The organism is Dyella kyungheensis, from assembly GCF_049913195.1.
GTDB lineage: Bacteria > Pseudomonadota > Gammaproteobacteria > Xanthomonadales > Rhodanobacteraceae > Dyella > Dyella kyungheensis.
Genome location: NZ_CP183983.1, coordinates 241,180 through 253,995 on the forward strand (window position 1 = coordinate 241,180; position 12,816 = coordinate 253,995).

The window sequence follows — 12,816 nt, forward strand, 5'->3', positions numbered from 1 at the left end:
CAGGTTGTCGCGCACAAGTGCGCTCCCACAATTAGCAGCAGCGGATCAAGTACCAAAAAACGAAGACGCCCTCTGTGGGAGCGCACCCTGTGCGCGACGGGCGCCTCGTCGTCCTCGCTCCGTCAGGTTGTCGCGCACAGGGTGCGCTCCCACACCAGATAGCCGGCTGCTCTAGGGCATCTCAGTGCGGTGAACCCGAGCCAGAGCGCTCGCCGTCCTCAGCCTGATCGGCAGGCATTGCCACGCGCACGCGATTGCCGCCATCTTGCTTGACCTGGTACATCGCCGCGTCGGCCGCACGGGTGAGGTCGCGCGACGAGTGCCCATGCAGCGGATAGGTCGCTACGCCCACGCTGGTCGATGCGTGCAATGTGCGGTCGGCCAGCTCGAATGGCCGGTTGATCGCGGCCCGCAGTTTTTCCGCCACCTGGACGCTGTCGGCCACCGATTGCAGCCGGCACAGCAGCACCACGAATTCGTCGCCACCCATGCGGCCCACCACATCACCTTCGCGCAGGTGGCCACGGATGCGCTGCGCCACTTCGCACAACAGCAGGTCGCCGGTGTGGTGGCCGTAGCGGTCGTTCACCTGCTTGAACTTGTCCAGGTCGATATAAAGCAACGCGAGATTGCCGCCGAAGCGCGACACGTTCTCCAGCGCTGCCTCGAATTGCTGGTGGAACAGGTCGCGGTTGGCCAGATCGGTGAGCGGATCGTGGCGCGCAATATGGTGAAGCCGGGCTTCCGCCTGCTTGCGCTCGATGGCGGCGGCCACCTGGGTGGACACGAACTGCAGCAGTTCCTTATCGCTCTCGGTGTAGCGCGTGGCATCGTCGTAACTCTGCACCACCAGTGCACCAACCGTGCAGCCCTGCGAGCACAACGGTACGCCCAGCCAGTGCAGCGCATCACTGCCGATCACGGGCAGCGATGGATCGGACGGCGCGCCCGGTGTAACCAGCAAGGCCTGCCCGCTGCGGATGAGCTGTGCGGTCAGCGAGCCGGCATCGAGGCTCTGCGTGGGCGGCGCGCTGTCGCGTTCGTCGACGAAGTAGGGAAAGCTCAACTCGCCGTGCAACGGGTTGTATAGCGCCACGAAGAAATTGTTCGCCGGCAGCAGCGTACCCACGATGCGATGGATTTCTCCATACAGCGCCGGCAGGTTGTCTGCCATGTGCGCCGCTTCGGAAATGGCGTGCAGCGCCGCGGTCATCGATTCGGCGCGTTTGAGCGCGGTGATGTCGCGCGCCACCGCAATGCGCACCTGGTCGGCCTCGGACCAGCGCGCCGACCACATGATGTGCACCACCGAGCCGTCCTTGCGGATGTAGCGGTTCTGGAAGTGCGACTGCGGCTGGCCCTCCATGATCGCCGCCGCCACCGCCATGGTGGTTTCGCGGTCGTCCGGATGCACCAGTTCGATCATCCGCCGGCCCAGCACTTCCTCCGGCGTGTAGCCGAAGATGCGCTCGTACGAGGCGCTGACGAAAACATAGCGCCCCTCCGTGTCCACGACACAGATGGCGTCCCACATCAGATCCATGATCTTGTTGAGCAGGGCGGTTTCCATGGGCGTCTGGACGGCTACGGCTGGCTCGATGCTGACGGTATCCCCCAGTGAGGCAAGATGCATGCCGAGATGGCTTGCGCGTCTGGCCTGGAAACGAAGATCAGTCGTCGAACAGTGCCCGCGCAGCATTCCACATGGTGCGGGTGAGCGGCCGGTTCTCGTGCGGCGTCTGCAGGACCACCAGGGTGGTGGTGCTGATGCTGGGATGGATCTTCAGCAGGCGGTCCAGCACGGTTTCCAGATGCTGGATGGACATCGCCACCACCCGCAGCAGGGCCGAGTCCTCGCCGGCCAGGCGACGGCAATCGAGCACTTCCGGGATGTCCGCCACCAGCACGCCCACGCGGGCGCAGATGCCGCCATCGCAGCGCAGGCGGATCATCGCGTCGATCTCGTAACCGAGCTTGCGCGGGTTCACCACGGCCCGGTAACCGGAGATCACGCCGGCTTCCTCCAGCCGCTTCACCCGCTCGGCCACGGCCGGTGCGGACAGCTTCACCTTGCGTCCCAGCTCGGCGTAACCCAGGCGGGCATCGTGCTGGAGGGCCTCCAGCAGCAGCCAATCCGTAGCGTCCCAAATCGGTTTCGATTCAAAGGTGAGTGCGTTCATGGACATTTCGATCGTTGGCGAAACATCTGCATCCTACGCTGATTCATCATTCAAGCGAAACGCGCCGGATCTTACGATGCGCAACATTCCCCACCGGAAAACCGTTCCCATGCCTACCCCGGATCGCCTCGACGGGCGCGCGCTCGCTTTCATCGGTATTGCCCTGCTCACCTGGTCGTCGGCCTATGCGGCGATCGCCTATGCGCTGGCATCGTTCACCCCCGGCGAAGTGGCGCTGGCGCGCCTGGCCATCGGCTCGCTGTGTTTCGCTCTTCTGTTGCTGGTGAAGAAGGTGCCGCTGCCGGCGCGCCGCGACTGGCCACAACTGACGCTGCTCGGCGTGATCGGCCTCACCGTGTACCACTTGTGCCTCAACACGGCCGAAACCCGCGTGGCCAGCGGCACCGCGGCGATCCTGATCTCACTGGTACCCGCGACGACGGCCGCCCTGTCGGCCATCTGGCTGCGTGAGCGGTTGTCGCCGCGCACGCTGACCGGTCTGGCCATCGCGCTGGTGGGCGTGGTGCTGGTGGTGCTCACCAGCGGCAAGGATGTGAAGATCGAACCGATGGCTGCGCTGGTGTTGGTGAGCGTAGTGGCCTGCTCGATCTTCTTCGTGTTCCAGAAGCCGTTGTTCACCCGCAACAGCATGCTCGGCGTCACCGGCTTCACCTTCTTTGCCGGCACGTTGGCCGCCCTGCCGTTTGGCCTGCATCTGCCGCAGGCGCTGATGCACGCGCAGGCGTCGCACATCGGCGCGCTGCTGTGGCTGGGCATCGCTCCCACCTTCGTCGGCTACATCGCATGGAACGCCGCGTTGCAGCGCGCCCCAGCCTCGCAGGTGAGCAGCTTCATCTATTTCTCGCCGCCCATCGCCGTGTTGATCGGCTGGGTCTGGCTGGGCGAACGGCCGACGCTGCTTACCCTGGTGGGTGGCGTGATCACCGTCGGTGGCGTGGTGCTTGCCAATGCACGTCGCCGCGCCGCGTCGCCTGCGCCGGTCGTCGGCTCGCCAGCCAAACAGCACTGAGCCCATGATGCCGATCCGTCTGGTCGACGTTGCCGCACAGTTGCCGGAAGCGTGGTCGTCGAGCGTGCTCGCCCGGTTCGGCGATGCACGCCTGAAGCTGCTGCGCATGGACGATGCGGCTTACCCGGAAGAAGTCCACGAGTACGACGAAGCCCTGCTCGTGCTCGATGGCGTGATGCTGCTTGGCATTCGCGGCCAGGTGCTGCCTGTGCAGGCGGGCGAGTTGTACGTGGTTCCGGCAGGGCTGCCGCACAGCGTGGAGGGCGGCAGTCGCGGTACGCTGTTGATCATCGACACCTGATCGCCACAGCGGAGCGGCCGTGACCACGCTTTACATCGCCAACAAGCATTACTCGTCGTGGTCGTTGCGTCCCTGGGTCCTGATGACCCAGCTGGGCATCCCGTTCGATGAACAGCTTCACGTGTTCGGCGAGGGCTCCAACTGGGATGCCTTTCGCCTGTTCTCGCCGAACGGGCGCGTGCCGTGCCTGCATGACGGCGACAGCGTCGTGTGGGATTCGCTGGCGATCATGGAGTATCTCGCCGAACGCCACGCCGGCGTCTGGCCATCCGAATCCGCTGCGCGCACCTGGGCACGTTGCGCGTCGGCCGAAATGCATGCGGGTTTCGCCACGCTGCGCAACGTGTGCGGCATGAGCTGCGGTGTGCGCGTGCGCTTGCATGAGTTCAACCCGGCGCTGAAGGCGGATGTCGCCCGCATCAATGAACTGTGGAACGAAGGCCTGTCGCGCTTTGGCGGTCCGTTCCTCGCGGGCGATGCGTTCACGGCCGTCGACGCGTTCTTTGCGCCGGTGGTGTTCCGCGTCCAGACCTATGACCTTCCCCTGCAAGGTGCGGCAACAGCGTATGTGCAACGCATGCTGGAGCTGCCGGCGATGCGCCAATGGTATGTCGATGCGCTGGCCGAGCCCTGGCGCGACCGCGCGCATGAGGCGGAAGTACAGCAGTACGGTGAAGTGGTCGAAGACCTTCGCGTCGCCTGATCAGGCGATGTCGGCAACGGCAGGCGCCCGTCGGCGCGCCTGCCATCGTCCCAGTGCCACCAGCAGCAGAGCGACCACGATGAAGGCCGCCAGTACGCCGATCGCATCGAGCAGCACCTGCAGGTAACCCAGCGCGCGCACGTCGAGAAACGGATAGGGATACCAGCCGTTCGCCGCGCCACGCAGCAGCACATAGAGGAAATAGCCCGCCGGGTAGCTCTGCCACACGAGCGCCTGCGACCAGCGTAGCGCGCCCTTGGGCACGGCCAGCCACCAGTACACGAGGTAGAGCAGCGGCATCGCGTCGTGCACGATCACGTCGGCCACCAGCAGCCAGCCGGACGGACTCCACAACTGGCGCAGCATCACGTTGTAGATCGCGCTGACGATCACGATGCTCATCGCCGCCGCCGTCTGCACGCCGGGCCGGGTGAGGAATATCCCGAGCGGGCCGCGCGAACCCGTTGCCGCCGCGCTGAGTACGCCGACCACCAGCAGGTTGCTGAGGATGGTGTAGAAGCCGAGGAACAGCCACACGCCCGCCAGCACGGTGCCGCCGTTCGCTTCCGTCATCCGGATCGAAAACCACAGCTGCAGTGCCAGCCCGAACCCGCCGAGCAGGGCGGCGAACAGGGCGAGTGGGCGATAGGGTTGCGTCATGGTGTGGTCGTGCGGCTAGAGTGCTGCGCGCGAGCACGCTGTGGCAGCCGTCCATGCAGGCATGGCGGCTGCGGCAGACATCAGAACTTGTAGCCGCGATGGATGGCGACGATGCCGTTGCTTAGGTTGCGCACATCGACGCGGCCGAAGCCGGCGCGTTCCATCATGCCCTTCAGCGTCTGCTGATCGGGATGCTTGCGGATCGACTCGGCAAGATATTGGTAGCTGTCGGCATCGCCCGCGAACAGCTGGCCGAGCTTGGGCAGCACCTTGAAGGAATGGAAGTCGTAGAGCTTGCTGAAGAGCTCGCTTTGCACGCGCGAGAATTCCAGCACCAGCGCGCGGCCACCCGGCTTGAGCACGCGGCAGATGTCGGCCAGCGCCTTGTCCTTGTCGGTGACGTTGCGCAGGCCGAAGGCCATGGTCACGGCGTCGAAGCTGTTGTCCGGAAACGGCAGGCACTCGGCGTTGAGCTGGGTCCAGCGCAGGCCCGAAACGAGGCCGCGATCGGTCATGCGGTCTCGCCCCACGCCGAGCATGGCGGCATTGATGTCGCCCACGATGATCTCGCCCTCGGCGCCCACCACCGGCTTGAGCAGCGCGGCGATATCGCCGGTACCGCCCGCCAGATCGAGCACGCGATCGCCGCGGCGCACGCCGCTGACGGCGACGAAATGGCGCTTCCACAGGCGATGGATGCCGAACGACATCAGGTCGTTCATCAGGTCGTAGCTGCTCGCGACCGAAGTAAACACCTGGCCGACGAGTTTCTGCTTGTCGGCGACAGGGACGTCGCGGAAACCGAAATGGGTGGTCTTGGGCTGCTGGTCGTTCATGGGGTAATGGTAGCGGATTGAGGGCGTGGCTTCGTTGTATGCGACGCGGCGCTTTTCTCCCTCTCCCCTGCGGGGAGAGGGCTGGGGTGAGGGGCGGGTGCTCGCGGGAACGTTCCCTAGCTCGTCATCCCGGCGCACGCCGGAGGCGCTTTTCAACAGCCGAATGGCTGGTCATCCAGTGACTTTGCGCTGGGTTGTCGCGATACGGCGACCTGGCTCGCCTGCCGCGGGCTTCCGTCCTCCTGCCGGCGACGCAAAGCTAGTCCCCTTTTCGGGAAGGCCGGGTCACTTTTCTTTGCTTGCCCAAAGAAAAGTAAGGCGGTCTCTAATATCAAGTGCAACACCCCTCTGGAGGTGATGCATGGGTCAGGACTACAACCATCTAAGCGCCGAAGAGCGAGGCGCGATCATGGTGGGCAAGGCACGTGGAGAGAGCGCCCGGCAGCTGGCGATGCTGCTGGGCCGGTCGCCCAGTACGATCTCACGGGAGCTGGCGCGTAACGGGCACCGCGAGCCGTCAGGCAGCCCTCGTCTGGGGCGCCCGACGCTCGGCTATGACGCGCGTCGCGCCGGCCATCGGGCCCGTCGCTTGGCCCATCAGGCGCGTCGGCCGCGTAAGTTGCATCGTGAGAGTGCCTTGTGGCGTCAGGTGCGCTCCTTGTTGGCCCGGCGCTGGTCACCGCAAGAGGTGAGCCGCGCACTGCGCCGACAGCATCCCGACGAGCCGGCCAAGCACGTGTCTCACGAGACGATTTACACCGCGATCTATGCAGCTCCCCGTGGGGAGCTGCGGCGAGGGCTGGTGGCACTGTTGCGCCAGCACAAGTGCGCGCGCCGCCCGCGCGGCCAAGGCGCCAATCGGCGTGGCCGCATGCACGATCTGCCGAGTATTCATGATCGCCCGCCGGAGGCCAATGAACGCTTGTTGCCGGGCCATTGGGAAGGCGACTTCCTCAAAGGCGCGCGCAATCAGTCGTCGGTGGGCGTACTGGTGGATCGGCGCACGTTGTTCCTGAAACTGGTGAAGATGGAAGGGTGCGCGGCCGAGGATGCGCTCAAGGGCTTCAGCCGGGCGTTCGGTCCGTTACCGGCGACGCTGCGTCAAACGCTGACCTATGACCAGGGCAAGGAGATGGCGCTGTACAAGACGCTCTCCAAGCGCACGGGACTGGCGATTTACTTCGCCGATCCACACAGTCCCTGGCAGCGCGGCATCTGCGAGAACACCAACGGTTTGCTGCGTCAGTACCTACCCAAAGGCACCGACCTGTCGGTGCATAGCCAACGCAAACTCGATGCGATTGCGCGGGAGATGAATCTGCGACCGCGGGCCACCCTCGACTACCACTGTCCGGCGGAGATGTTCATGCGTGCGCTGGGGCGCGATGACCTCGCCCAAGCGATCGATGATGCACTTCTAGATTGACACCGCCTAACCAAAAGAAAGGGCCCCCCGGATGACGCGCCTTCCGGGCTAGCGCCCTCCAGGTGCGCGGGGGGTTACGGGGTTTTTCGACAGGGCATCCTGCCCTGGCGAAAAACTGGCCCGCATCCCTGCGGGCCACCCTGCGGGCTTTCCTCCACCCACCCGCCGCGTCATACGGGGACCCCAAGGGCCAAGAGCCGGAGCTAAGAGCCGGAGCCGAGAACTGCAGGGCTACTGTGGGAGCGCGCCCGTTCCCGCGAGCACGGCCCCTCACCTCAGCCCTCTCCCAAGAAGGGAGAGGGCGCCAGAGGCAGGCTTAGTTCGCCAATTCCTTGACTTCCGACTTGTAGATCACGCCGCCCTTCATCACGAAGTTCACCTTCTGCATCACCGTGATGTCCTCGATCGGGTTGCCGGGCACGGCGATGATGTCCGCCATGCGGCCCACGGCGATCTGGCCCAGTTCGTTCTGCTTGTGCAACAGTTCGGCGGCGTGGGTGGTGGCCGCCTGCAGCACGAACATCGGGGGCATGCCGGCCTGCACCATGTATTCGAATTCCCTGGCGTTCTGGCCGTGTGGGTAGACCGACGCATCGGTGCCGAAGGCGATCTTCACGCCGGCCTTGTACGCCTTGCCGGCAGTGGCCTGGATCACAGGGCCGACCTTCAGTGCCTTGGCGGCGACCTGCGGCGGGTAATAGCCCGGTTTGGCGGCCATTTCCTGCACGTACTTGCCGGCGATGATGGTCGGCACGTACCAGGTGCCGTGTTCCTTCATCAGCTTCATGTCCTCGTCGTTCATGAAGGTGCCGTGCTCGATGGAGTCCACGCCGGCGAGCACCGCGCGGCGAATGGCTTCGGCACCGTGCGCGTGCGCAGCCACGGTGAAGCCGTAGTCGTGCGCCGCGGTGACCACGGCCTTGATCTCCTCGATGGTCATCTGCGCGTTGTCAGCGCTGCTGCTTTCGTCGAGCACGCCACCGGAGGGCATGATCTTGATCACGTCGACGCCATCCTTGTAGTGCTGGCGCACCGTCTTGTAGGCATCGTCGACGCTGTTGAGGATGCCGTCCTTCGGGCCCGGATCGCCCTGCAGATCCATGCGGTAGCCGTCGGTGGGATCGGCATGGCCGCCGGTGGTGCCGATCGCCTTGCCGGCGGTGAAGATGCGCGGTCCCGGCACGATGCCGGCGTTGATGGCGTTGCGCAGCGCGATCGATTCATTGGCGGCGTCGCCCAGATTGCGTACGGCCGTAAAGCCGGCCATCAGCGTGCGGCGTGCGTAGACGGTGGAACGCACCGCGTAATCGGCGACGTTCCAGCGGAACTGGTCGGTATAACCGGTCGGGCTGGTCTCGCCGGTCAGGTGCGTGTGCGCGTCGATCAGGCCTGGCAGGCAGGTGCCGTCGATGAACTTCTGATACAGGAAGCTCGCGCCGGAGGCCTTGGCGGCGTTGGCGTAGGAGCTGTAATCCACATAGCCGGCCTTGATCTCCTTGACCTGCTTGCCTTCAATCACCAACGTGGTCTCGCCCAACAGCTTGCCGGCGGCGGTGTCGACCATGTGCGCACACTGCAGCACGGTGACATCGGGCGGTGTCTGGGCGGGTTCGGCCGCCATGGCGGTGGGCAGCGCAAGGGCTGCGGCGATGGCGAAGGCAACGCGTGTGGTCATGATGAGCTCCCCGGATGAAGCGCCCATCTTAGGCCAGCCCCGCATGGCAAGAGGGGTGACTTTCGTCACCCCTCGGAGATCAGCTCTTGGACGCCGTGTCGCTGCTGTCTTCTTCCACCGCGATTGCTTCCGCCGGTGCGTGCTCGTGATGCTCGGCCGCCACGTGGCGCTCGTGCAATGCCTCGCTGGTGGCATCGGCAGGCAGCGGCTTCTCGGCCGACGCTTCCTTCTCGCCATCGCCGCCCGGGGTGATCTTGAGAATGGAATGGCGCACTTCGCGGGAAAGGATCACGCGGGCGTCGCGCACCATGCCTTCAAGCGCGGTGTCGTAGTCGAGCTTGCCGGCGTCGTCGGTCCACACGATGCGGTTCTCGCGCAGCTTCTGGATGAAGCCGCGGAACAGCGCCTTGTCGAAGAACTCCGGCGCCGACAATTCGTTGAGCATGCTCAGGCGCTGCGCAGTGAGCGTGCAGGCGTTCTCAAGCTCCGCCGAAGAAAGCGTATGCGGCCCGTTCTTCACCAGCGCGGCGATGGTGATGTAGTAGCGCTCGAACGCCTGGATCAGGCTGCGCGCGATGATCTTGAGCTGGAAGGCCGCATCGTCCTGGCCCGGGCCGCGTTCGAGCACGCGGCCATCGCCGGTCGCTTCGAGCAGCCCGCGGCGCACGAAGAAATCGATGGTGGCCTGCAGCTGCGCGCAGAAACCGTCGGCATCCCACGGCAGGAACAGCTCGCCCTGGATGAACGGATAAATGATCCGGCCCAGACGCAGCACCGAGGCGCGCGACATGCGCCGATTGTTGAGGAAGCACGAAGCCACCCACGCCGCCGTGGCGGTGAGGTGCAACACGTTGTTGCGGAAGTAGCTCAGCAACACCGCCTGCTCGTCTTCGGTGACCAGCACGTCGCCGAGCGGATGGCGCACGCGGCGGATCCAGCCCATCTGCTCGCCATAGGCGATGATGCCGGCCGGGTCCATCGCGGTGAGCGTCATGCGATCCGAATAGGGCAGCTCTTCCAGCAGTCCCTTCATCAGTTCGAGTTGCGCGAGCAGGTCGTTTTCCGCCATCGCGTGCTTGGGCGTGGCGAGCAGCGCCAGCGCCAGCAGGTTGATGGGGTTCGTGTCCGCGGCGCGGTTGATGTTGATCTGGATCTTGTCGGCCAGATCGTCCACCACGCGGCCCAGCCATTCGGGCTTGGCGTCGGGATCGTCGGTGCGCCAGTCGGGGCTGGCGGCGTCGAGCATGGGATTGAGTTCGATCGGCTCGCCGAAATTCAGCGCGACGTGGCCATAGCGCTGGCGCAACACCTTGAGGCCGCGCACCAGGCCGATCAGCGATTCCTTCTCCTTGGGCTTGCCGGAGAGTTCGCCGATATAGCTCTTGCCCTCCATCAGTTTCTCGTAGCCGATGTACACGGGCTGGAACAGCACCGGTCGGCGCGGCGCGCGCAGGAATGCGCGTACCGTCATCGCCAGCATACCGGCGCGCGGCGCGAGCAGGCGGCCCGTGCGTGAGCGGCCGCCTTCGATGAAGTATTCCATCGGCACGCCGCGATCGATCAGCTGCGCCACGTATTCGTTGAACACCACCGAGTACAGCGCATTGCCCTTGAAGCTGCGGCGCAGGAAGAACGCGCCGCCACGCCGCAGGATCGGGCCGATCACCGGCAGATTGAGGTTCACGCCCGCCGCGATATGCGGCACCACCACGCCGGACATGTGCAGCTGGTAGGACATCAGCAGGTAGTCGGCATGGCTGCGATGGCAGGGCACGTAGACCACTTCATGGCCGGGCGCGGCAGCGCGGGCCTTGTCGAAGTGGTGCATATGGATGCCGTCGTACAGCTTGTTCCAGAAGTTGGACAGCAGGAACGACGCCGAACGCACCACCGGATGCGAATAGTCGGCGGCGATTTCCATCACCAGGTCGTGCGCGCGACGCCACGCCTTGGCCTGGCTGATGTTTTCCTTCGCCGCCGTGGCCGCGATGGCGGTGCGCACCGGTTCGGCGTTCAACACCGAATCGACCACGGTGCGGCGATGCGACAGGTCGGGGCCGATCACCGCCGCGCGGATGCGGCGGAAGTGCGTGCGCAGCACGCGGGCGATCTTGCGGGTGAGGCGTTCGGGGCGGATGTCGCCCGCTTCGTTCACCACCGTGCGCAACGACACCGGGGTGGAGAAGTGCACCACCGTGTCGCGGCCATTGAGCAGCAGCGCCAGCATGCGGCGGAAGCGGCCCACCATCACCCAGTTTTCCGAGAACAGCACACTGAACCAGCCCGACTCGCGGGTGGGAGCGCGGCCGACATAGATCGACACGGGGACGATCTGCACGTCGCGTTCCGGCTGGCCTTCGAGCGAGCGCACCAGCTGGCCGAGCGGCTCATTGGGCGAGCGCTTGCGGTTGCGGCCGAACAGCCAGCCGTCGCGGCGGGCCAGCGCGAACACCGAGCGCCGGCGGCGCGTGCCCGACAGCGGCTGCATGGGCGAAGGCAGGCCGGCCTCGCGGCAGGCGCGCTCGAGGATCAGGGCATCGGACAGCCCGTCGCGCTCGATCACATAGCAAACCGGCACGCCCGCCTGCAGCAGGGCAGCGGGTTCGGCGGGATCGCGGCGGATGCGCATCCAGGGTTCAAGCAACTGCCCGGCCAGGTTGAACCACCAGGGCGCGCGGCTACGGGCGGGAGAGTCCGTGGTCGACATATTCTGCATTCCCCAATTGTAACTGGTGGGCCCCGACCGATCCGGGGTTTTCGGGCTGGGCGGAGCAGATCGCGAACCGCACCCATGACATCGCCCCGGCCTTTTACCGGAGCAGAAGTAAACAAGGTGTTCTGGTTCGGGCTTAGTGCTTGGCGGGTGGCGTCGGTGCCTGCGCCTGGATCGGTGCACCGACGCTGGCGGCCGTGGCCGGCGCGCCGGCACTGCCCGCCGGTGCCGGCGGAGCGAGCAGCCGCTGATGCGCTTCGCGCACGTTCTGCAGCACGTCTTCGCTGTACCAGCGGCCGTCCTGCTGGATCAGGTCCGACTCGGTGGAAAGCGGCTTGCCGAGCAGGGTGTAGTCGATCTTCACATGCGCGTGGCCGTTGCGGCTTTCCACCGTGCTGACCTTCACCGAATCGAAGGTGTCGTCCAGCGACAGGCCATAGACGGTCAAGGCCTGCTTGATGCCGAGGAAACCGACGCTGTACTTCTGCATGGCCGTATCGAAGTCCATCGCCTTCAGTTGCTCGGGCGTCTTCAGATCGAGCCTGCGGGCGGTATCCACGGCGATGCTGACGACGCGCTTGGCGCGGGCCTGGTCGAACCACGGCACCGTCTGCGCCCACGGCGCCAGCACGTTGATGACTTCGGTGGCCTGTTGCTTCTGCAGGTTGGTGAGGTCCTTGCTCTGCGATACGCCGGTGGCCGCAATGGCCTGGAAGATGCCGATCATCACCGGCACCTGGTCCTGGTATTGCGCCTGCAGCTGGGTCAGCTTGGGCTTGGCCACCGCGTACAGCTTGGTTTCCGCATCCGGTGCGGTGAGCTGCTGCATGGTCTTGACGAAATCGGCCCGGTCTTCCGGCGTCAGCGGGTGCTCGTCGGGGCGCGGGCGGGTCCAGTCCGCACGCAGCGTGTCGTAGTCGGCGGGCGGCAGGGCGTGCTTCCAGAAGCCGGCGAAGTCGCCGACCTTGATCAGGGCAACCGATTGCTGCACCGATTCCTCGGGCGTGTCGCCACCGGCGACCACCGGCACGGGTCCCAGGTGCCGGTGGTGCGAGGTCATGAACAATGCGGCCGCCGTGGCCAGCACCAGCAGGGCAATGAAGGCGGCAACGGCGTAATAGACGGATGAGCGACGCATGGGACCAGGCTCTTGGGGTGGCGCCCCGGCGATCAGCGCTTGGGCGGTCGGCGGAGCGTAAGGGGGTCGGCTCCGCGCGAACAAGAGGCGGGACGCCAAGTTGAGAGTCCGTTCAAGCGCTCTTTAGAAAGCGCCAAAAAGAAAACCCCGCGGG

Annotated in this window: 11 protein-coding genes; 4 read left to right on the plus strand and 7 right to left on the minus strand. The window is 65.6% G+C overall.

Going from position 1 to position 12,816, the window contains the following annotated elements; all coding sequences use genetic code 11:
* Window positions 1-181 precede the first annotated feature (181 nt).
* Window positions 182-1,633 (minus strand): sensor domain-containing protein, encoded by a 1,452-nt coding sequence (locus tag ACN9MB_RS00980; protein ID WP_239536213.1) that lies wholly within the window; start codon window positions 1,631-1,633, stop codon window positions 182-184.
* 37 nt (window positions 1,634-1,670) lie between these two features.
* On the minus strand, window positions 1,671-2,180 hold the full coding sequence (locus ACN9MB_RS00985; protein ID WP_204637908.1) for an Lrp/AsnC family transcriptional regulator: 510 nt from the start codon (window positions 2,178-2,180) through the stop codon (window positions 1,671-1,673).
* A gap of 109 nt (window positions 2,181-2,289) precedes the next feature.
* Here ACN9MB_RS00985 and ACN9MB_RS00990 point away from each other — a divergent pair, with 109 nt between their 5' ends.
* From ACN9MB_RS00990 to ACN9MB_RS01000, 3 genes are read left to right on the plus strand one after another with little or no spacing between them, the layout of a single operon-like run.
* A complete protein-coding gene (locus tag ACN9MB_RS00990; RefSeq protein WP_204637906.1) occupies window positions 2,290-3,210 on the plus strand; it encodes a DMT family transporter in 921 nt (306 codons plus the stop codon).
* 4 nt (window positions 3,211-3,214) lie between these two features.
* Window positions 3,215-3,511, plus strand: a complete 297-nt coding sequence (locus ACN9MB_RS00995) for a cupin domain-containing protein (RefSeq protein WP_204637904.1) — start codon at window positions 3,215-3,217, stop codon at window positions 3,509-3,511.
* Window positions 3,512-3,530: 19 nt separating this feature from the next.
* A complete protein-coding gene (locus ACN9MB_RS01000) occupies window positions 3,531-4,214 on the plus strand; it encodes a glutathione S-transferase N-terminal domain-containing protein (RefSeq protein WP_204637902.1) in 684 nt (227 codons plus the stop codon).
* On the opposite strand, the gene ACN9MB_RS01005 is transcribed toward ACN9MB_RS01000, so the two are convergent.
* Entirely contained in the window at window positions 4,215-4,874 is a 660-nt protein-coding gene (locus ACN9MB_RS01005) for a Pr6Pr family membrane protein (protein WP_426270458.1), read from the minus strand.
* Window positions 4,875-4,954: 80 nt separating this feature from the next.
* Window positions 4,955-5,710: a bifunctional demethylmenaquinone methyltransferase/2-methoxy-6-polyprenyl-1,4-benzoquinol methylase UbiE gene (ubiE, locus tag ACN9MB_RS01010; RefSeq protein WP_426270459.1), complete on the minus strand. Its 756-nt coding sequence runs from the start codon at window positions 5,708-5,710 to the stop codon at window positions 4,955-4,957.
* A gap of 361 nt (window positions 5,711-6,071) precedes the next feature.
* Between ubiE and ACN9MB_RS01015 the strand changes: the two genes are divergently transcribed.
* Window positions 6,072-7,136 carry an IS30 family transposase gene (locus tag ACN9MB_RS01015; protein WP_426270460.1) on the plus strand — a complete coding sequence of 355 codons (1,065 nt, stop codon included), beginning with the start codon at window positions 6,072-6,074 and terminating at the stop codon, window positions 7,134-7,136.
* Window positions 7,137-7,452: 316 nt separating this feature from the next.
* On the opposite strand, the gene ACN9MB_RS01020 is transcribed toward ACN9MB_RS01015, so the two are convergent.
* From ACN9MB_RS01020 to ACN9MB_RS01030, 3 genes are all read right to left on the minus strand, one after another.
* Complete coding sequence (locus tag ACN9MB_RS01020) at window positions 7,453-8,811, minus strand: metal-dependent hydrolase family protein (protein WP_204637898.1); 1,359 nt, start codon at window positions 8,809-8,811, stop codon at window positions 7,453-7,455.
* A 79-nt stretch (window positions 8,812-8,890) separates the two neighbouring features.
* Complete coding sequence (gene plsB / locus ACN9MB_RS01025; RefSeq protein ID WP_426270461.1) at window positions 8,891-11,527, minus strand: glycerol-3-phosphate 1-O-acyltransferase PlsB; 2,637 nt, start codon at window positions 11,525-11,527, stop codon at window positions 8,891-8,893.
* A gap of 133 nt (window positions 11,528-11,660) precedes the next feature.
* Entirely contained in the window at window positions 11,661-12,662 is a 1,002-nt protein-coding gene (locus tag ACN9MB_RS01030; protein WP_426270462.1) for a hypothetical protein, read from the minus strand.
* Window positions 12,663-12,816 lie beyond the last annotated feature (154 nt).